General features: G+C 71.5%; 16 protein-coding genes. 9 read left to right on the forward strand and 7 right to left on the reverse strand.

From position 1 onward, the window contains the following. From ACPCJR_RS12610 to ACPCJR_RS12620, 3 genes are read right to left on the reverse strand one after another with little or no spacing between them, the layout of a single operon-like run. Complete coding sequence (locus tag ACPCJR_RS12610; RefSeq protein WP_110350957.1) at window positions 1–342, reverse strand: DUF1491 family protein; 342 nt, start codon at window positions 340–342, stop codon at window positions 1–3. 43 nt (window positions 343–385) lie between these two features. Further along, window positions 386–1,174, reverse strand: coding sequence for a peptidoglycan-binding domain-containing protein (locus ACPCJR_RS12615; RefSeq protein WP_391512400.1), 789 nt, complete (start codon window positions 1,172–1,174; stop codon window positions 386–388). A 52-nt stretch (window positions 1,175–1,226) separates the two neighbouring features. Further along, on the reverse strand, window positions 1,227–3,179 hold the full coding sequence (locus ACPCJR_RS12620) for a PAS domain-containing sensor histidine kinase (RefSeq protein ID WP_391512401.1): 1,953 nt from the start codon (window positions 3,177–3,179) through the stop codon (window positions 1,227–1,229). 398 nt (window positions 3,180–3,577) lie between these two features. Here ACPCJR_RS12620 and ACPCJR_RS12625 point away from each other — a divergent pair, with 398 nt between their 5' ends. The 4 genes from ACPCJR_RS12625 (at window position 3,578) to ACPCJR_RS12640 (ending at window position 8,478) form a co-directional block, all read left to right on the forward strand. Continuing rightward, the gene (locus tag ACPCJR_RS12625; RefSeq protein ID WP_391512402.1) at window positions 3,578–3,901 is read left to right on the forward strand and encodes a hypothetical protein; all 324 of its coding nucleotides are present in this window, start codon (window positions 3,578–3,580) and stop codon (window positions 3,899–3,901) included. A gap of 89 nt (window positions 3,902–3,990) precedes the next feature. Then, window positions 3,991–5,034, forward strand: coding sequence for a cytochrome d ubiquinol oxidase subunit II (gene cydB / locus ACPCJR_RS12630; RefSeq protein ID WP_391512403.1), 1,044 nt, complete (start codon window positions 3,991–3,993; stop codon window positions 5,032–5,034). 236 nt (window positions 5,035–5,270) lie between these two features. Further along, on the forward strand, window positions 5,271–7,739 hold the full coding sequence (locus tag ACPCJR_RS12635) for a PBP1A family penicillin-binding protein (protein WP_391512404.1): 2,469 nt from the start codon (window positions 5,271–5,273) through the stop codon (window positions 7,737–7,739). Window positions 7,740–7,839: 100 nt separating this feature from the next. Next, window positions 7,840–8,478, forward strand: coding sequence for an SMI1/KNR4 family protein (locus ACPCJR_RS12640; protein ID WP_391512405.1), 639 nt, complete (start codon window positions 7,840–7,842; stop codon window positions 8,476–8,478). 96 nt (window positions 8,479–8,574) lie between these two features. On the opposite strand, the gene ACPCJR_RS12645 is transcribed toward ACPCJR_RS12640, so the two are convergent. Continuing rightward, window positions 8,575–10,062 (reverse strand): AMP nucleosidase, encoded by a 1,488-nt coding sequence (locus ACPCJR_RS12645; RefSeq protein ID WP_391512406.1) that lies wholly within the window; start codon window positions 10,060–10,062, stop codon window positions 8,575–8,577. 137 nt (window positions 10,063–10,199) lie between these two features. Between ACPCJR_RS12645 and tsaA the strand changes: the two genes are divergently transcribed. Next, window positions 10,200–10,739 carry a tRNA (N6-threonylcarbamoyladenosine(37)-N6)-methyltransferase TrmO gene (gene tsaA, locus ACPCJR_RS12650; RefSeq protein ID WP_391512407.1) on the forward strand — a complete coding sequence of 180 codons (540 nt, stop codon included), beginning with the start codon at window positions 10,200–10,202 and terminating at the stop codon, window positions 10,737–10,739. A gap of 304 nt (window positions 10,740–11,043) precedes the next feature. Further along, the gene (locus ACPCJR_RS12655; protein WP_391512408.1) at window positions 11,044–12,663 is read left to right on the forward strand and encodes a putative bifunctional diguanylate cyclase/phosphodiesterase; all 1,620 of its coding nucleotides are present in this window, start codon (window positions 11,044–11,046) and stop codon (window positions 12,661–12,663) included. A gap of 278 nt (window positions 12,664–12,941) precedes the next feature. On the opposite strand, the gene ACPCJR_RS12660 is transcribed toward ACPCJR_RS12655, so the two are convergent. The 3 genes from ACPCJR_RS12660 to ACPCJR_RS12670 all read right to left on the reverse strand — a co-directional run bounded on the left by ACPCJR_RS12660 (window position 12,942) and on the right by ACPCJR_RS12670 (window position 15,148). Beyond that, complete coding sequence (locus ACPCJR_RS12660) at window positions 12,942–13,208, reverse strand: hypothetical protein (RefSeq protein ID WP_391512409.1); 267 nt, start codon at window positions 13,206–13,208, stop codon at window positions 12,942–12,944. A 532-nt stretch (window positions 13,209–13,740) separates the two neighbouring features. Beyond that, on the reverse strand, window positions 13,741–14,169 hold the full coding sequence (locus tag ACPCJR_RS12665; RefSeq protein WP_391512410.1) for a DUF1810 domain-containing protein: 429 nt from the start codon (window positions 14,167–14,169) through the stop codon (window positions 13,741–13,743). A gap of 82 nt (window positions 14,170–14,251) precedes the next feature. Then, complete coding sequence (locus tag ACPCJR_RS12670) at window positions 14,252–15,148, reverse strand: histone deacetylase family protein (protein ID WP_391512411.1); 897 nt, start codon at window positions 15,146–15,148, stop codon at window positions 14,252–14,254. A 121-nt stretch (window positions 15,149–15,269) separates the two neighbouring features. On the opposite strand from ACPCJR_RS12670, the gene ACPCJR_RS12675 reads away from it, so the two are divergent. The 3 genes from ACPCJR_RS12675 (at window position 15,270) to ACPCJR_RS12685 (ending at window position 20,158) form a co-directional block, all read left to right on the forward strand. After that, the gene (locus ACPCJR_RS12675) at window positions 15,270–16,433 is read left to right on the forward strand and encodes a ceramide glucosyltransferase (RefSeq protein WP_391512412.1); all 1,164 of its coding nucleotides are present in this window, start codon (window positions 15,270–15,272) and stop codon (window positions 16,431–16,433) included. A gap of 71 nt (window positions 16,434–16,504) precedes the next feature. After that, window positions 16,505–17,878: an ethanolamine permease gene (gene eat, locus ACPCJR_RS12680; RefSeq protein WP_391512413.1), complete on the forward strand. Its 1,374-nt coding sequence runs from the start codon at window positions 16,505–16,507 to the stop codon at window positions 17,876–17,878. Window positions 17,879–18,142: 264 nt separating this feature from the next. Continuing rightward, window positions 18,143–20,158 (forward strand): hypothetical protein, encoded by a 2,016-nt coding sequence (locus ACPCJR_RS12685; protein WP_391512414.1) that lies wholly within the window; start codon window positions 18,143–18,145, stop codon window positions 20,156–20,158.

A 20,158-nucleotide genomic window follows, 5' to 3' on the forward strand; every position in this document is an offset into this window, starting at 1 on the left:
CTACTCCGCGAGCGGCAGGCCGTGCCGGCCCTCGCGGTCGTCGATCTCGACGATCCAGAGGTCGGAATCGAAGCGCAGCTCGCGGGACAGCCGCTCCTCGACATCCGGCGAGGGAGCAGCGCTGAGGATGGGGCTGAAGAGCCGCTCGCCCGAATCCTCCGCCTCGATCAGCGCCTGCGGGGCGGGACCGTAGAGGTCGGCGGTGCCGTCGAGCCGGTCGATCTTGACGAAGATCGCGCCCGCCTCCGCCGAGCCCCGGCGGCGCTGCACCGCGGGGATGCCCTCGCCGTTGAGGCGGCGCAGCTGCGCGGAGACCCAGAAATCCGAGCGGAGACGTGGCATGGGGCGTTGATAGGCCCCCGCCCTCCCCGCGTCGATGGCCGCCTCAGCCCTGTGGGACGGCGGCCTTGGCCGTCACCTCGCGGGTCAGGGCGCGCAGGGTCGGTCCGGCGGCCTCGCCCTTGACCGGCAGCTTGCGCTCGCGCTCGAACCGCTCGATCGCCGCCTTCGTGCCCGGCCCCATCAACCCGTCATCCTTGAGCGGACCGTAGCCGAGCTTGGCCAGCGCCCGCTGAACGCGGATGACGGCCGGGTCCGGCTTCAGGGCGTCGGCCTTGGCCGCGTCGGGCTTTCCGGCGGGTTTCACCTCGGCCGCCTTCGGCTCCGGCCTTTTCGCCTCGGCCTTGCGCGCATCGGCCATGGGGGTGACGGCCTTGGGCGTGACGGAGGCGGTCGTCTCGCCCGAGCGGATCATCTCGGCGATCGGGTCGCGGGGCGGGACGGGCACCTCCCGCACCGGAGCGGCCGCCGGCCTCGGCGCCTCGGCCGCGCGGGCGTCCCGTTGCGAGGCAGGCGCCTTCGTGGCGAGCGGCTTCGGCTCGACCGTCGGCAGGATCGGAGCGGGATGCGGCCCGACCTGGAGTCCGACCGCGTTGACGCAGACATAGATCGCCGCGGCCGCGCCCGCCGCGCTGCCGAGCACGCCGCCAGGATAGCGCAGGCAGAACCGCCCGGCCGTCGCGGCCGCCGCCAGCGCCGTGGCCTTCCAGCCCCCGGGGGCGGGGCCGCGCGGGACGGGTCGGCGACGCGGTGAGCGAGCGGGGGTACCGGCGACGCGCATGTCGCCGGGGACGACGATCTCGCGCTGGTCCCGTCTGGCGGGCGGCTCGCGCATTCATGAACTCCTTGCGGGTGGCGTGACGGTCCGGGTTGGGAGGCGGGTCGGCTCATCCGGCCCGGCGCATCGGCCCGGCATGGCTGCCGGGAGCCGGGCGGGGGGCGGGGTCGAACAGGCCGACCGGCACGCGGATCGGCGCGGGCGCCGGCTCGGAGGCCGCGGCCGGCCGGACCATCGTCCGGATCGGCGCGGGCTGGACGACGGCCTTGCCGGTGCCGGCCGGCGCGGCCTGGCCCAGGGCGCCCGCAGGGGCTGCGCCCTTGGCGCGGCTGCAATCGAGCGGCAGCGTCACGGTGACGGCCGTCCCCTGTCCCGGGGCGCTCTCGACCGAGACGGCGCCGCCGTGCAGGCCGGCCAGGCCGCGCACCACCGACAGGCCGAGACCCGTGCCCTCGTGGCTGCGGCCGTAACCGCCGCCGACCTGGAAGAAGGGATCGCCGAGCCGCGGTAGGTCGGCCTCGGTGATGCCGATGCCGTCGTCGCTGACCACGAGGTCGAGATAGGCCCCGCCCCGGCGCACCAGAACCTCGACGCGCCCGCCGCGGGGCGTGAACTTCACTGCATTCGAGATCAGGTTGATCAGCATCTGGCGGCAGGCGCGGGCATCGGCCACGAGGGCGCAGCCCGCAGGCACCGGTGCGCTCACCAGCGTGACGCCCGAGGCGTCGGCCTTGAGCCGCATCAGGTCGCAGCAGCTGCGGATCAGCGCCTCGACATCGACGGGCTCGGGCTGGAAGTCGAAATGGCCGCCGCGGATGCGCGAGATGTCGAGCAGCGTGTTGACGACGTCGAGCAGGTGCCGCCCCGACTGGGCGATGATGTCCGCATATTCCCGGGCCCGCTCCGGCGAGAGGCCGACCGCACCCTCGCCGCCCAGCACCTCGGAGAAACCGATGATGGCGTTGAGCGGCGTGCGCAGCTCGTGGCTGACGGTGGCGAGGAAGTGGGTCTTCATCTCGTCGGCGCGCTCGGCCTCGGCGCGGGCGCGGTCGAGTTCCTGGGCGTGGCGGCGGTGCTCGGAGACGTCGCGGGTCACGGCGACCACGGTCGAGCCGTTGGCGCCGGCCAGCCCCGCCTGGATCCGGTGGGCGCGCATCTCGGCGAAGATCGTGCGGGTGCCGTCATTGCGGGGCGTGTCGAGATGCAGGCGGAAGGGCACGGTCGCGGGCACGCCGCGGGCGGCCACGTCGCTGATCGCCTGGAGCAGGGCCGGCCGGTCGCCGATATGCACCCGGTCGAGCAGACCGTGGCCGCGCAGGCGGCCCGCATCGGCGCCGACGAAGCGGGCCGCCGAGCCGCTGGCCTCCAGCACGCGGCCGTTGGCGTCGTGCCAGGTCACGAGGTCGTCGATGGCCGAGAGCAGAAGGCGGTCGCGGGCCTCGTTGTCCTGCATCCGCGCGCGCCACTCGCCCTCGCGGCGCATGTGCTCCATCGCCTGCGCCGCGATGTGGCCGATGGCGGTCACGGCGAAGACGGGCATGGCGACCGCGCTGGGCCAATCCAGCGCCAGCGCGCCGACGGGAAGATAGCCGCTCAGCGCCACGGCGAAGGCGCCGGCCACCGCGATGGCCGAGGCGGCGATCGTCGCCCGGCGCGAGCCGGAGATCATCGCCTCCAGCGGCACCGCCACGAGCCAGATGCCGGCGGCCGAGCTCGGGCCGCCGGTGAGCGCGGCGAGGCAGACGACGAGGCCGGTCAGGCCGGCCGAGGACAAGGCATGGGCGACCCAGAGGGAGCCCGTGCGCGACAGGACCACGGCGGCCAGGACCGGCAGGAACAGGCTCGCGATGGCGATGGCCTCGATGCCGCTCGGAACCCCGCGCCAGACGAGGTAGGGCGGCAGGGCCGCCATCATCACCGCGCCGGTGGCGAGCCGCGAGACGAGGAAGCGCTCGTGGCGGAAGCGTACGCCCGGCTCGGCCAGCACGGAGGCATGGACCAGCCCGGCGAGGCGGGAGTCGAAGAGGGAGGCAAGGGCACCGTCTTTACGCAACACCACCACGCACAGCGCGGAGACACCTTCGATACTTCAGGTGTCCCGCGCCCCTCGACTGCTTGTTTCGAACTTGAGGGAAAGCGTCGCAGAGGCGGTTTAAGCGAGGATGAAAAGGGTCGCTCGCTTGCCGCGGACCCGAGCGCCGGAACGGTCCCGGCCCCGCTCAAATCCCCGCTCTTCACACGCTCCGAACGGCGCCGGCAAAGGGCCTGCGCAGAGCGTGAAGGGGCCGCGGCGAGGGGTCAGGGACGGGCGGCAAGCCTTCGTTCACCACGTCCGCCGTTTGGCTCCGGCGGGTTCACCCGGCGGTGTCGCGGGGATGGCAGGATCGCCGGACCAGACCATCCAAGACCCCCGTCCGCCCGCCGCCCGGCGGACGGGCGAAGCTCGGCGAGACCGGACCGATGTCGTTCCTCCTGCGCGCCGCCCTGGTGATCGGCGTCCTCTCCTACCTCGCGATCCTGCGCCAGGACGGGCGGGCCCCGGACCGCGCGGCGGCCCTCCCGGCCGGCGGCCTCGCCCTCGAGACGATGGACCGCCTCACCACCGGCGGGATCGGCGCGCTGGTCGAGGCGCTGCCGTCCGAGACGCGCGAGAGCATGACCCGAGCCGGGACCGCGGCGCTGGCCCGGCACCTCGCGGGACAGACCGCGACCCCGCGGCCCTCCGCCGACACCCTCTCGGCGAGCGACCGCAAACCGTCCTGGCGGGGACCCGTCTCGCCCTGAGCGCGGTTCTGGCCCCAAGGGGCGCTGCCTCTATAACGAGGCGGCACCCCTTTGACGAAAAGGGTGCGGCGGGCCGGGAGGACGCGTCGATGTTCGGCTTCGGGGAATCCTACGAGGGCCTGGCCTTCTGGCTGCCGCTGGTCTGGGCGGGGCTGCTGGCGCTCGCGGTGGCGATGTACGTCGTCATCGACGGGTTCGACCTCGGGGTCGGCATCCTCTTCACCGCCGCCCGTCCGGGAAACTGGCGCGACCGGATGATGCTCTCGGTGGCGCCGATCTGGGACGGCAACGAGACCTGGCTCGTGCTCGGCGGCGGCGGGCTGTTCGCGGTCTTCTCGCTCGCCTACGCGATCCTGCTCCCGGCGCTCTACCTGCCGCTGATCCTGATGCTGATCGCCCTGATCTTCCGCGGCGTCGCCTTCGAGTTCCGCTTCAAGGCCGAGCGCTCGCAGATCGTGTGGGACAACGCCTTCCACTACGGCTCGCTGATCGCCACCTTCGCGCAGGGCATGGTGCTCGGCGCCTTCGTCCAGGGCTTCCGGACCGAGGGGCGGGGCTTTGCCGGCGGTACGTTCGACTGGCTCACCCCGTTCAGCGTCATGACCGGCATCGGCCTCGTCTGCGGCTACGGCCTGCTGGGCGCGACGTGGTGCGTGATGAAGACGTCGGGCGAGCTGGAGATCTGGTCGCGGATCAAGGCCAAGCAGTTCCTGGCCGGCACCGTCGTCTCGATGGCGATCGTCAGCGCCTGGGTGCCCTTCCTCGGGCTCGAGATCCAGTGGCGCTGGTTCTCCTGGCCCAACGTCCTGTTCGTGGCGCCCGTGCCGATCCTGACGGCCTTCGTCTGCTGGCACATCCTCAAGGCGATCGACGACGGGCGCGCGGTCGCCCCGTTCCTCCTCTCGATCGCCCTGTTCCTGCTGGGCTTCGTCGGGCTCGCGATCAGCCTCTTCCCCTACGTCGTGCCGCCCAAGATCACGATCTGGGAGGCGGCCAACGCGACCTCGGCGCTGCAATTCGCGCTGGTCGGCTACGCCGTGGTGATGCCGCTGACGCTGGCCTACACGGCCTACGCCTACTGGGTCTTCCGGGGGAAGATCGAGGAGAACCCGAACGCGGCGAGCTACCATTGAAGGCCAAGCGCGTTCTCTGGTTCGTGGTCCTCTACGGTCTGAGCCTCGTCGCCTTCACGGCGCTCGTCTACGTCATCCGCGCCATCGCGCGCTGAGGCGAGATCGCAGCGTGGCCGACGTGTCACCCGGCCGCGTTCCTCGCGTCCGGGGTCCTCGCGCGCGTAGCCTTGCCGGCCCGCGCTCCGCTAAGGTCCGTCCATGACGCGTGATCTCCGACGGACGGCGAACGGCTCGCGATGACGGCGCAGGGACCGGACAGGCCGGAGAGCGGCAACGCGCGCGAAGGGACCGAGACGCGGGCCGCCGCGCGCGAGGCGGCACGGGCGGCAGCCTTGCTCGCGCGCCAGCTCGGACGCCTTGCCGGCAGCGCCGGCCGCAGCGCGTGGCACAGCGGCCGCGACGCCGCGCGCAAGACCACGCCGATTCTCGCCCGGGCGGCGGGCCGGCTGCGTCCGGACGCGACCGCCGCGCCACAGGTCGGCCCCGTCGCGCGCGCCGAGGCCGCTCCGACCGTCCGGTCCGACCGTCGCCCATCCGCCTTCCGGCGGCGCCGGCCCTGGCTGCTCGGCCTCGCGGCCCTGGTCGGCATCCCGCTGGTGATCCTCGCGGGCTACGTGTTCGCCGCCTTTGCCACCCTGCCGCCGCTCGGCGGGGCCGCGCCGGAGGCGAGCCAGCGCGCGCTCGTCGTGGAGGCCGAGGACGGCCGATCCTTCGCCACCCGCGGCGCCTTCCAGGGCGAGAAGCTCACCGAGAAGACCCTGCCGCCCCGGCTCGCCCAGGCCATCGTCGCGATCGAGGACCGGCGCTTCTTCAGTCACTGGGGCATCGACCTGCGCGGGATGATGCGGGCGCTTTGGCGCAACGCGACCGGCGGCGGCGTGCGCGAGGGCGGCTCGACCATCACGCAGCAATACGCCCGGCTCACCTCGCTCAGCCAGGAAAAGACCCTGCGCCGCAAGATCCAGGAGGCGTTCCTGGCGCTGCGCCTGGAGAGCACGCTCTCGAAGCCCGAAATCCTCGTCGGCTACCTCAACACCGCCTATTTCGGCGCGGGCGCCTACGGGGCGGATGCGGCGGCCCGGCGCTATTTCGGGCACGACGCGCAGGGGCTGACGCTGGCCGAGGCGGCGATGCTGGCCGGACTCGTGCGCGCGCCCTCGCAGCTCGCCCCCACCCGCAATTTCGGCGGTGCCAAGGAGCGGGCCGACCTCGTGCTTCAGGCCATGGTGGAGACCGGCGCGATCAGCCAGGCGGAGGCCGACAAGGCCCGGGCGCAGAAGCTCACGCTGCACACGCCCCCCGAGACGCCGTCGGGCACGAACTACTTCCTCGACGCGGTGGCCGGCGACGTGAAACGGCTGACGCAGGAGACGGGCGACGTCACCGTGCGCTCGACCCTCAACCTCGACCTGCAGAGCCTCGCCGAGGGCGTGCTCGCCCGCCGCCTCGACGCGGAAGGGACGAAGAAGAAGGTCGGCCAGGGGGCGCTGATCGCGATGGCGCCCGACGGGGCGATCCTCGCCATGGTGGGCGGCCGCGACTACGAGGACAGCCAGTTCAACCGCGCGGTCCAGGCCAAGCGGCAGGCCGGCTCGCTGTTCAAGCTGTTCGTCTACCTCGCGGCCTACGGCAGCAAGGGCTTCTTCCCCGACAGCGTGCTCGTCGACCGCCCGACCCAGATCGGCGAGTGGGAGCCGCAGAACGCCAACAACCGCTTCCGCGGCGCGCTGCCCCTGCGCTCGGCCTTCGCGCTCTCGGTCAACACCATCGCCGCCCAGCTCGGCGACGAGGTGGGATTGCCCGCCATCATCGCCGAAGCGCGACGGCTCGGCGTCCAGTCGGACCTGCCCGCGGTGCCGAGCCTCGCCCTCGGCTCGGCGGACGTGTCGCTTCTGGAGATGACCCGCGCCTATGCCGGCGTGCTCGGCCCGGGCGTCCCCGTCGAGCCCTTCCTCGTACGCGGCGTTCGCGGCAACACCGCCCAGCCGCTCTACCAGCGCCCGGCGGCAAAGCCCGGCGCGGCGATGGATGCGCAGGTTCAGAGCATGATGCTCGACTCGCTCCAGGCGGTGGTGGAGTCCGGGACCGGCAAGGCCGCGCGCGTCTCCGGCCTCGCGGTCGGCGGCAAGACCGGCACCAGCCAGGACTATCGCGACGCGTGGTTCGTCGGCCTGACCCCGGACATGATCGTCGGCGTCTGGGTCGGCAACGACGACAACGCACCGATGAACAAGGTGACCGGCGGCGACATTCCCGCCCGCGTCTTCCACGACTTCGTCGAGCGGGCGCAGAAGGTGCTCAAGGGCCGCAAGCGCCCGGCACCGTCCGCGGCCCGGGCCGAACCGATCCCTGCCGCCGCCGTGGCGCCCCCGCCGCCCGCCCCGGTCGCGGGCGAGCTGCGCGGCGTGCCCGAGATCGTCGACACCGGCACGCTGGCGATCCGCGGGCGCACGGTGCGCCTCCTCGGCGTCGTCGGCGAAGGTGGTGCGCTGGCCCGCCAGCTCGCGCGCTACCTGCGCCGCCGGGAGATCATCTGCTCCGGCGACCCGGCTTCCGCGCGCTGCCGCCTCGACGGAGACGACCTTGCGTCCCTCATCGTCACCGCCGGCGGCGCGCGGGCGAGCGACGACGCTCCGAGCGACCTGATCGAGGCCGAGGATCAGGCCCGGGCCGAGCGCGCGGGGCTGTGGCAGCGGGAGCGGTGAGACGCCGGGATGTCCACCTGGCCCTACGCCGGGCATCGACCGCGGCGGAGCGGGCCGGGCGCCTCATCGGGCAGGTTCATCGCAATGACCGGAGAGCGACGTGGATTTCGACGCAGCTTTCGATCGCTGGTTGGATCGGCATGCCGAGAACGGCTCCGCCGTCGCCCACTTCCTGAACCCGCCGGCGAATCCATCGGTGCTGGATGCGGCGGAAGCGCGGATCGGATTTGGCCTGCCCGCCGACCTGCGCCGGCTCTGGCTGCGGGCCGACGGCCAGAGGGACATCTTCACGATCGCCGACCCGGCGCCCGGCCGCGTCCTCTGTCCCTTGTTCGGAAGCTACAGCTTCCTCTCCGTGCAGCAGGCGCTGACGACGTATCAGGGCTGGCTGGATATCTGGGACGGCGGCGGCCCGGATTTCGACGAGAGCTTCAACGGCGAGGCGCATGTGCAGCGCCGAGGGGATGACCCCGTCCACCGCGAATACTGGCGACCCGGCTGGCTGCCCTTCTCCGATGACAACGGAAACGCCTACGCCGTGGACCTCGCGCCCGCGCCCGGCGGCACGATCGGCCAAGTGATCGTCATGGGCCCGGACGAAGACCTGCGCCGGGTGCTGGCCCCCTCCCTCACGGACTTCCTCGCCGATGCCGCCAACCGGCCCCGTGCTTTCGGTCGCTCCAGCGGCGAGCGCCCGATTCTGTACTTCGACCTGGAGGGGCGTGCCCCCGCAGCCTGATCTGTGCTGCCGCTCGCGACGTGCCCGTTCTCGGGCTACTCTCCCGCTTCGATGAGGGCACGCCGGATGCACGGTTGAGAGGCGCCGAAAAAAATCCTACCGGAACGGCGGCTCGTCGAAGCTCCTGAGCTTGCGCGAGTGCAGTCCCGCCCGGTCGGCACGCAGCATGTCGAGGGTGGCGAGCCCGATGCGGAGATGCTCGGCCACCGCGCGCTCGTAGAAGGCGTTGGCCGCGCCCGGCAACTTGATCTCGCCGTGGAGCGGCTTGTCGGAGACGCAGAGCAGCGTGCCGTAGGGCACCCGCAGGCGGTAGCCCTGCGCGGCGATGGTGCCGCTCTCCATGTCGACGGCGATGGCCCGCGAGAGGTTGATGCGCCGCCGCTCCTGGCTGAAGCGAAGCTCCCAGTTGCGGTCGTCGTAGGTGACAACGGTGCCGGTGCGCAGGCGCCGCTTCAAGGCGTCGGCCCGCTCGCCGGTGACGGAGGCGGCGGCCGATTGCAGGGCGATCTGCACCTCGGCCAGCGCCGGCACCGGAATCTCCGGTGGCACGAGGTCGTCGAGGATGCGGTCGCGGCGCAGGTATCCGTGGGCGAGCACGTAGTCGCCGATGGTCTGCGACTGGCGCAGGCCCCCGCAATGGCCGACCATCAGCCAGCAATGCGGACGCAGCACCGCGAGGTGGTCGGTGATGGTCTTGGCGTTGGCGGGGCCGACGCCGATGTTGACGAGCGTCGTGCCCTGGGGCGCCCCGTCCGGGCCGTGGCCGACGAGGTGGTAGGCCGGCATTTGGTACTTGTGCCAGGGCGAGGCGGCGATCAGCGCCGCCGGGTCGGCCGAGGCCGCCTCCTCCCGCGACACCACGATGCCGCCGGGCAGGACGAGCCGCTCCCCCTCCCCCGCTGCCAGCCGCTCTAGCCCGTGGCGGACGAAGCCGTCGACGTAGCGGTGGTAGTTGGTGAGCAGGATCCAGGGCTGGATCTCGCGCCAGTCCGAGCCGGTGTAATGCACCAGCCGGCGCAGGGAGTAGTCGGTGCGCACGCCGTCGAACAGCGCGAGTGGGCGCGGGTCGCCCGGCTTTTCGAGCCAGAGCCCGTCGGCGACCTCGTCCCCGACGACGGAGAGGAGCGGCGTGGGAAACAGCGTGGCGAGGTCGCTCGCGCTGACCCCGCTGCCGCCGAGATCGGTGCCCGGCTCCACCACGTAGGGATAGGGAATTTCCTGGGCCGAGAGGCCGACCTCGATGCTGGCTCCATAGTCGCGCACGAGGGGCCGCAGTTGCTCCAGCAGGTAGGCGCGAAAGTAGCCCGGCTGTGTCACCGTGGTGGCGTAGAGGCCCGGCGCTTGGAACTTGGCGGTGGCCCGGTTGAGCCGCGGCAGCGGCCCGCTCGGCTGGTAGGTCAGGCGCAGTTCGGGATAGCGGAATTGCAGCCGCTCGGTCTCGCTGGGCGGAACCCGCTCCTCGAGATAGCGCGTCAGCGCTGCCTGGAGCGAGCGGGTCGCGCCCGCATGCAGAGCCTCCAGCCGCTCGACCGCGCTCTCCGCGTCGGCGATGGCCTCCATCGGCCGCAACTCGTCGATGACCATGCATCCTCCCCCGCAACCGCCCTGATCTCTACATCGGCGCCGGCCCGGAGACGAGCGAGCGCCCCGCCGGGCTGCCTTGCGGCGGCGGCGCGCGGCGGCGACAAGCGGACGGATCGGACGAGCGGGAGCGGTGGCGGATGAACGAGGATGTCGAGCGGCGGCCGGGCGAGGAGACGATCCCGCTGCCCGAAGCCTACGACGCCGGGCTCTACTTCATCGGCCGGGCGCGCACGCCCTGGGGAACCCGCGCCGAATGCCCGAAGAACGGCACGCAGACCGACGCGGTCTGCACCCTCGAGATCGATGCGCCCTACCGGCCCGGGCTCCAGAACGTGGAGGGCGCCACCCACCTGATCGTGCTCTACTGGATGGACCGGGCGGCCCGCGACCTCGTGCGCCAGAGGCCGCGCCACGCCGAGGGCAGCCGCGGCACCTTTTCCCTGCGTTCGCCGGCCCGCCCGAACCCGATCGCCGTCGCGGTCGTCGAGCGGCTCGGCATGGCCGACGGAACCATCAGCGTGCGGGGCCTCGACTGCATCGACGGCACGCCGCTGCTCGACATCAAGCCCTACTACGCCTCGACCGACAGCCGACCCGGAGCCCGGGTCGATCGCGCCGGCACGCAGGACCGTGCGGCGTGTACTTCTGCCGGCCCAGCGGAAACGTCGGCTGGATAGTCTGGATCAGTCGATCCTTCGAAAAGATTTTTCCACCGATGGTCGAACAACAAAGACGATGCAGCAGCAGACTTGACCGGTCCAAAGCCAAGGGACACCCATCGGTTTAAGCAAGCCTTCACGGATTAAATCTACCGATCACTCTGGATGGTGATCATGTCTTATTCTGCGACGGCATCGAGATCCCGGACACCCGAGGGCGCGGCGCCGCATTCCCTGCTTCGCCGTGCGGCGGGCGGCCCGGATGCGTCCGTTCGGGCCTCGCGGGGATCCGGATCGGGGGGGCCGGCGGCCCGCGGCTGCCATGGCCGCTGACGCCGACATCCGAGCCGCCCGGGTGAACCGCTCACCCGCCAGATTCCGGCGGGCCGGCCTCCTGCGGGATCTGCCCGAGGCGTGCGGGTTCCAGGCGCGCGCCGACCTCCTCGACGAGACGCTGACACTCTCTGGCTACTCCGCCCTGCTGCATCTGACGACCGCGCTCCTGCTCACGGTCTTCTTCTGGGACGCCGCGCGGCCGGCCTATCTGCTGGGGCTTCTCGCCGTCATCGCGGCCCTGGTCGGCCTGGGCCTCTTCACCCGAAAGCGCTTCCGGCAGACCGCGGCCCAGGGGCCGAGCGAGCCCGCCATCGACCGCGGCATCCGCCTCGCCAACGCCCTCGCGCTGGCTCTCGGCCTCGCCTGGGCGACGATGCCCGTCGTCCTGTTCGCCCCCGCGGATGGCGACCGGCGCCTCATCGTGGTGGGGGTGGCCGCCGGCCTGATCGCGGACGCCTACGCCCTCGGGCCGCTGCTGTCGGTGTCCTACCTTTTCGCCATTCCCGTCGTGGTGGGGTGCTTCCTCGGGCTCGCCCGCTGCGCCGAGCCGGTGGCGCTGAGCCTCGCGATCCTGCTCACCGTCTACGCGGCCTTCGTCCTCACCAGCGTGACGCGGATGGCTCGCCTCTCCCTGCAGCGCATCCTCGACCGCGTCCGGGTCGAGCACCAGAGCCGGACCATCGGGCGGCTGATCAACGAGGTCGCGGCCGGCGCCGAGGCGCCGCCCTTGCCGGCGAGCGCGTCCGCCGAGGAAGGCGGCCGAAGCTTCGACGCACTCCAGGCGCAGCGCGCCCGTCGCCGGCGCGACCTCGACGCCGCGATGCGGCCGGCGCTGGCCGCGGGAGAGATGGCGCTCCACTACCAGCCGCTGGTGAGCCTCTGCGACGGCCGGGTCGTCGGCTTCGAGGCCCTGCTGCGCTGGGTCAGGCCGGGCGACGGCCCGGTCTCGCCGGCCGAGATCATCCCGATCGCCGAAAGCACCGGCTTCGTCGTCGAGATCGGACGCTGGGCCCTCGTCCGGGCCTGCGCCGAGGCAGCGGACTGGCCCGCCCCCGTGCGGGTCGCGGTCAACATCTCCTCGACCCACCTGCGCCTGCCCGATTTCCTCGACGACGTGCGCGCGGCGCTGGCCCGGTCCGGTCTCGTCCCGGGGCGGCTGGAAATCGAGATCACCGAGTCGGTGTTCCTCGGCAGCACGCCGACGGTCCTCGACAATCTCGAGCGGCTGCGCGCCCTGGGCGTGCGCATCGCGCTCGACGATTTCGGGACCGGCTTCTCCTCGCTGAGCTACCTGACGCGCTTTCCCGTCGACAAGATCAAGATCGACCGGGCCTTCGTGCGGGATCTCGGCCGTCGCCGCGAGGGCCAAGCCGTGATCGACGCGATCATGGTGATCGCCCGCACTCTCGGGATCGAGGTGACGGCCGAGGGCGTGGAGACGCGCGAACAGGCCGACCTGCTCCGGCTCAAGCGCTGCGACAACGCGCAGGGTTTTCTCTACAGCCCGGCGCGACCGCCGCAGGACCTCGCCGACCTGCTCGTGCGCAACCCGCACCGCCGCGTCCGGGCCGGCGCGGCGGCATCGCGGAAAGTACGATCGGCTTGACCGTATGAAGGGCCTTTGTGGGGGAGAGTGCTTCAGCGCTACGGCCGAGACCCGACCGTCAGGCCAGCGGCGGCGGGTTCGGTTTGTGTGCAGCCCTGGAACATCATGCCGGATATCGTATCCGGCACGATGTTCTCGTCTCTTGTTTCGCATCGCCTTCTTCCGAAAGCCGGCGGCCACCTTTCGGGACGATGCTCCAGCGAACCGATCTGAACGGCTGGGTCGAGGGGGACCGGACGAACGATAACGGGGCGGTGTTGCAGTCTCAGGCCACGGTATCAGTCGCCGAACCCGAGCCATCGCTTCCAGAGGGGCCGTGCCGGCGCGCACTGCCGTCGGAGCAACGCGCCGTAATCGTAGCCGGCGATCCGTATCCCCCCGCCGATGTAATGCCCCTCCCTGACCCGCATGAGGCCGACCAACATCGTCTTCTTCGCGATCAAGAGGCCGTCCTCGTTCCTGCGCCAGTCCTCGCAATGGAACACCGGCGGTGGATAGGAGGCGCATCGTTCGTCGGCATAGCTCGCTGCCGTGGGGTACAGCATGGCCGCGCCCGCGAGGAGAAGCCGACGCCCACACATCATCGGCCGCCGCACTGCTCGTAGAGAGCGTCGGTGTAATCGATCCCGTCGATAATGGTGTTGTCCCCGAGATAGCCGTTCGCACCGATCTCGATGAGGCCGGCGGCGACCGGCCTCACCGAGACGAGACGACCCGCGCTGTTGCGACGCCAATCCTCGCAACGGTAGACGGGCCGCGGACTCGGGCATTGGCTCTCGGCAGCCGCCGACACGGCAGAGGCGACGAGAAACAGAGCGGGTACGGCAAGACGTAGCACACGGCCTCCGATCGGGAACCAACGACTGCAAAGAGCTGCGGGATAAGGATTATCGAGCGACTGTACTGTCTATCTCTCTGCCCCACAATCATCCAGAGCAAATCTTATCAAGAGTAGCATCCAACGAGAACCGGTGCCGTGGAATGCCCTGAAGCGGACCTCGTGAGAGTCCGCAAGCGGTCGAACGCACGCGCTCGCGCCGTCGCGCCGATCGCATCCCGCCCCGGACCCTGGACCGATCAGCCCTCGCCGAGCCGCTCCAGGGTCAGCGGGTCCGGCCGGCCCTCGAAGAAGGCGGCGAGCGCCTGCGCGAAGTCCGGCCGGTCGGGGTCGGCCCGCCCGAACAGCGTCATGCAGGAGCGGAACTTGACGTCGTCGGGCGCGCCGAAGATCGCGTTCGCCGAGCGCCCCTCCCAGGCGTTCACGGCGCGGGTGCAGGCCAGCAGCCGCTCGCCCAGCAGAGGATGGGCGAGATAGGCTCGCGCCTCGGCCAGCGAGCGGATCGCGTAGAGCCGGGCCATCGGGCTGGAACCGAGTCCGGCGATCTGGGGGAAGACGAACCACATCCAGTGGCTGCGCTTGCGCCCCTCCCGAAGCTCGGCGAGCGCCTGCGCGTAGGCATCCGCCTGGGCCTCGACGAAGCGGTTCAGCGCATCGGCGTCGTCCATCGCCCTCTCCCCGGCGGGGTCGTTCGTGCCGGAGCGGATCCGGCCCGAGGCGAGGCAAACCCGCATCGATGCGCGGCGTTCCTCAGGCGAGCGCCGCCATCGCCTCGAAGACGAGAGCATGGCGCGCGGCGAGCGCCGTCACGTCGCTGCCGTAGCCGCCGCCGATCACGGCGCAGAGCGGCGTCTTTTCCGCCCGCGCGAGACCGACGACGAAGCGGTCGCGGGCGGCAAGGCCGTCATCGGTGAGGCAGAGGCGGCCGAGCCGGTCGTCGCGGTGGGGATCGACGCCGGCATTGTAGAAGATGAGGTCGGGCGCAAAATTTCGCACCAGCGCCGGCAGCCGTGCTTCGAGGACGGCGAGGTACGCCGCGTCGTCCAGCCCGTCGGGCAGGCCGATATCGAGGTCACCCGACACCTTGTCGTGGGGATAGTTACGCTCGCAATGGATCGAGAGCGTGAACAGGTCCGGCTCGCGGGCGAGGCAATCGGCGGTGCCGTCGCCCTGATGCACGTCGAGGTCGATCACCAGGGCGCGGGCGATCTCGCCCGAGCGCCGGAGCGCGAGGGCGGCGACCGCCACGTCGTTGAACACGCAGAAGCCCGCCCCGCCGGCCCGCCGGGCATGGTGACTTCCCCCCGCCGTGCTGCCGGCAAGCCCGTGGCGGAGCGCCAAGCGGGCGGCGCAGAGCGTGCCCCCGGCCGAGGCCCGGGAACGGGCGGCGACCGCCTCCGTCACCGGCAGGCCGATCGCCCGCTCGATCGCGGCGGAGACCCGGCCGGCGAGCACCGCCTCGACATAGGCCGCCTCGTGCGCCCCCGACAGGAGCGCCGCGTCGGCGGGCTCCGGGCGGACGAAGCCGTCGGAGACGAGCCCCCTGGCGCGCAGGGTCTCGGCAAGGCGGCCGTACTTGCCCATCGGGAAGCGGTGCCCCTCTGGCAGGGGGGCCTCGTAGGCCGGGTGGAACACGATCGGCGGCACGGTTCGGCTTCGCGGGCTGGAGGAGGCGCAGTGTCACACGCCTGATAAGGCGGCGCTGCTACGGGCGTGATGGGGCGCGCCGTCGCGCCCGATCGCAGACCATCGCCGGGAGACGCCGCGCATGATCGCCACGCCGGAGAGCGGCGCGCTCGCCGCCCTCGCGCTCTGCGCCCTTCTCGTCCTCGTCAACCTCGCGAGCCTGACCGTCGCGGGCCTGCGCATCGGACGAAAAGGCAAGCCCTCCGCCTTCCCGGCCGGCGCGCCCGTCTCCGTGGTGCGCCCCTTGCGGGGGCTGGAGGCGTTCAGTGAGGAGACGCTGCTGGCGAGCTTCCGGCTCGACTATCCGGCCTACGAACTCATCTTCTGCGTCGCGGAAGCGGGCGATCCCGTCCTTCCGATGCTGGAGCGGATGCGGGCGGCGCACCCGCAGATTCCCTCGCGCCTGATCCTCGGGGACGAGCGCATCGGCGGCAACCCGAAGCTCAACAACTGCGTGCGCGGCTGGGATGCCGCCCGCCACGACTGGGTGATCCTGGCCGATTCGAACGTCCTGATGCCGCCCGACTACATCCAGCAGATGCAGGCGGCGTGGCGCGCCGAAACCGGGCTCGTCTGCTCGACGCCGATCGGCGCGCGGCCGGAAAACTTCTTCGCCGAGGTGGAGTGCGCCTTCCTCAACACCCTCCAGGCGCGCTGGCAATATGCGGGCGAGGCGCTCGGCCTCGGCTTCGCGCAGGGCAAGAGCATGCTCTGGCACAAGCCCTTCCTGGAGGTCCGGGGCGGCATCCGCGCGCTCAACGCCGAGATCGCCGAGGACGCCGCCGCCACCAAGCTCGTGCGCGCGGCGGGCCGGCGGGTGCATCTCGTCGCCTCGCCCTTCCGCCAGCCGCTCGGGCGCCGCGACTTCGCCGAGGTCTGGTCGCGCCAAGTGCGCTGGGCCCGCCTGCGGCGGGTCACCTTCCCGCTGTTCTTCGCCCCCGAGATCGGCATCGGCGCCCTGCTGCCGCTGGTGCTGACGGGGCTCATGGTCGGCACGGCGGAGGCCGCTCTCTGGCTCGGCGGGGCCGGCGCTCTCTGGTACGGTGCCGAGATGGCGTTGGCCGTGCGCGCCGGCTGGCACCGCTCGCCGCGGCTGCTGCTGGCCTTCCTCGTGCGCGATGCCCTGCTGCCGGCGATCTGGGCGAGCGCCTGGGCCCGCACCGCCATCGTCTGGCGCGGCAACGCCATGGACATCCGCACCCGCGAATCCGCCGCCCCGCTCGGAACGGGACCGAGCGCGGCCTGACCTTAGACGGCAGCGCTCTTGCTTGGCGTCCCCCGACGGCCTCCGATCGGGGCCGGAAGCGGGGACGCACGATGACGACGCCTTCGGCCGCGCTCGACAGGAGCCTGAACGCCTTCCACCTCTGGGGCATCGCCGTCGGACTCGTCATCTCGGGCGAGTATTTCGGGTGGAGCTACGGCTGGGCGCAGGCCGGCACCCTCGGCTTCCTCGTCACGACGCTGTGCGTGGCCGCGATGTACGTGGCCTTCATCTTCAGCTTCACCGAACTCACCACCGCGATCCCGCAGGCGGGCGGCCCCTTCGCCTACGCGCTGCGCGCCTTCGGACCCACGGGAGCGGCGATCGCGGGCTACGCGACGCTGATCGAATTCGTGTTCGCGCCGCCCGCGATCGCGCTCGCCATCGGTGCCTATCTCAACGTGCAATATCCCGGGCTCGACCCGAAGCACGTCGCGCTCGGCGCCTACCTGCTGTTCATGGGCCTCAACATCGTCGGCGTGCGCATCGCCGCCACCTTCGAGCTGTTCGTCACCGTGCTGGCGGTGGCCGAGCTTCTGGTCTTCATGGGCGTCGTCGCCCCGGCCTTCAGCCTCGACAACTTCACGGCCGGGGGCTGGGCGGGGCAGGACGGCTTCGGTCCGGCGGCGATCGGCGGCATCTTCGCGGCGATTCCCTTCGCGATCTGGTTCTTCCTCGCCATTGAGGGCGTCGCCATGGCCGCGGAGGAGGCCAAGGACCCCAGGCGCACGATTCCCCTCGCCTACATCACCGGCGTCCTGACGCTGACCGTGCTCGCCTTCGGCGTGATGCTGTTCGCCGGCGGCGCCGGGGACTGGAAGTCGCTGTCCGACCTCAACGATCCCCTGCCCCAGGCGATGAAGCGGGTGGTGGGCGAGTCGAGCGGCTGGCTGCACATGCTGGTCTGGCTCGGCCTGTTCGGGCTCGTCGCCTCCTTCCACGGCATCATCATGGGCTATGCCCGCCAGATCTTCGCGCTCGCCCGGGCCGGCTTCCTGCCCTCCGTCTTCGCCCGGGTGCATCCGCGCTTCCAGACGCCCCATCTCGCCACGTTGGCCGGCGGCCTCGTCGGCATCGCCGCGATCTACAGCGACAGCCTCGTGAGCGTCGCCGGGCAGTCGCTCACCGCCAGCATCGTGACCATGGCGGTGTTCGGCGCGCTGACCATGTACGTCACCAGCATGGCCGCCCTGTTCCGCCTGCGCCGCAGCGAGCCGGATCTCGCCCGGCCCTACCGGGCCCCGCTCTACCCCGTCGCGCCGGCCTTCGCCCTCGTCATGGCCTCGGTCTGCCTCGCGGCGCTGGTGGTCTACAACCCGCTGATCTTCGCGATCTTCGCCGCCGTGATGGCGGGCGCCGTCCTGCTCGGGCGGCGGGTGGGTCGAGTGGCCGCCCCGGCGGTTCCGGTGCCGGATCCGGCGATCTGACATCGACCGGGCACGATCGCGACGCTGCGGCGACCGCCACGGCGTTGGGCGGTCCCTCGTGCATCCGCAGACGAGAGGTTTCAAAGAGGCTGCGGCGTATGCCGGCACGTCCGACATGATTTGCACAACGGAGCCAAATTCAGTTTATCTCAAGGATCGACCGGCATATCCCGGCGCCGGACGATCGGAATCCATATTAGATCGCTCAGGTCATCAATGCATTTTTGTGCAAAGGCCCTCATCGGACTGCTCTTTGCGAGCGTCGTGGCGGCTCCGGCACAGGCGGACGAAGCGACGTTCTATCGCGGCACGCATCTCTGCAACGGCGATCGGTTGCTCGACGACTGGGAATTCCAGCCGAGCGAGGCGCGGTTCAAGGTCTATTATCGAAAGACCGAGGGGACCTCGTTCCAGGTTCTCGACCTCACCGCAGCGTCGGCGGGCGAGGATCTCATCCTGTCCGATCGGAGCGGCCGGCCCTGGGTCGCGGCGCGGATCGCACCGAACGGCGAGCAGTTGCGCGGCCGCTGGCTGACCTACCAGGGCCGCCCCCAGAGCGAATGCGAGGCGTTCACACTCGAACGCACGGCGAGTGCCAAGGCGCGCATGGACAGCCTCCTGGCGCTCCTGGGCACGGCCGAGCCGACCGTCGAGACGGCGCGAAAGGCAGCGGCCGAGCAACAGAGGCTGCCGCCGATCGAGCTGCTGCCCCAACTGGACCAGCAGACCGATCGCCGACGCTATGCCGAGGCCGCCCCGGCCTTCTGGAAGCGCTTCTACGAGGCGCAGCGCAGGCGGCTCGCGGAAGCCGCCATCGAGGCGCCGGCCGATCGCGCACGAATCGTGGCGGAGATGCGCGCGGCAACCGCGGCCGAGGCGACGCCCCGGGGCTCGCTGGACGGGGATGGCGCCGCCCGCGAGGCCGCCCTCGACTTTCTGCGTATCGTCGCCGATCGACTCGCGGCGGCAGGCAGGCCCCTGGAAGCCCTTCCGGCCGAGGGCCTGTGCGAGCGGCTGTCGGGCTTCAGCTATGTCGACACCGATCGGCTCGAACTCGTCGTCGGCCTGCCGACGGAATACTGGGACCGTGCCTTCGCCGCGGATCTGATCCGGAAGGTTCAATCCTGCAGGAACGGCCGGACCGTCGTGCAGCTTCTGACCCATTCCTATCCGGAGATCGAGAAGCGCCGGAAGGTGGCCGCTTGGCTGCGGGAGCAGCGGGATCGCCTCCTCGCCCTGCCGTTGTCGCTGGCGAGCTTCCGCGAGTCGAACGGATTGAGCCTGAGCCACGAGGAGCTTCGCCGGAACGACGTCACGCGGGCCGCTTACGAGCGCTTCGTCGCCGCGGCGCTGGAGCCGCGCCGCAACGCGATGGAGGCCGCCACCGCCGGGGAGATCCGGGCGGCCTTCGCCGGGGAGACGGTCGCGAGCCTCCCCCTCGGGCAGGCGCGCTCCCGCTGCGAGCAGTGGGTGGGCCGGCAATGGGGCAACGACGCGCTGGCCCGGCTCTACAGGACCTGCACGAACTTGGCCGATGCCTATGTCGACGGCGCGATCCGCCGGTCCTTTCAGGCGCAGGTCGAGCGGATCGAGGCGGCACCGAAGACGTTCGAGGGTCTGCGCAGCCATAACTGGTTCCAGATGGAGACGAGCGATCTCGCCGGCGCCTATCCCTCGGGCCCGATCTCGGCCGAGTTCAACGGCAAGGTCGCCGCCGCCCGGGCCGAGGCCGCCCGCACGGCCAAGGAGGAGGTCGAACGGGCCTTCGCCGCGGCCGATCCTCTGGCGGACGCGCCGGAGGCGCCGATCCTGCAATGCGGGCGCGGCCTGCTGCCGTCGGACGAGACGCTGCGCCCCGTCGTCGAAGCGTGCCGGGCGGGCACTCGCGCCTTCGATGCCCGCCGCGAGGAGGCCCGCTGCAAGCAGGCGCTCAAGGCATCCGGCGCCGGCGACAGCCTGCTGGCGGGGACGATCCGGTCGTCGGCGAGTGCCGAAACCGGCCCCCCGGTGCGCCAGATCGTCTGCGGCGCCGCACGGCAGAAGGTCTCGGTCACCTTCCCGGCCACCGGGATGCTGTGGTGGTCCAGGCAATTCATGGAACTCCGCCTGCCGGACGATCCCCGGCGCACGCAGCCCGCCACCATCCGCTGGCTGCTGGAACCCGTCGCGGGCAGCAAGACCGACTGGGCGCTCTCGACGATCGCGACGAAGACGACCGAGTTGCCGGCTCCTCAGAAAGTCATCCTGTCCTGCCTCGCTCAGGACGGCTCCTGCCGGTGA

This window comes from Methylobacterium sp. NPDC097929 (assembly GCF_049543375.1).
GTDB lineage: Bacteria > Pseudomonadota > Alphaproteobacteria > Rhizobiales > Beijerinckiaceae > Methylobacterium.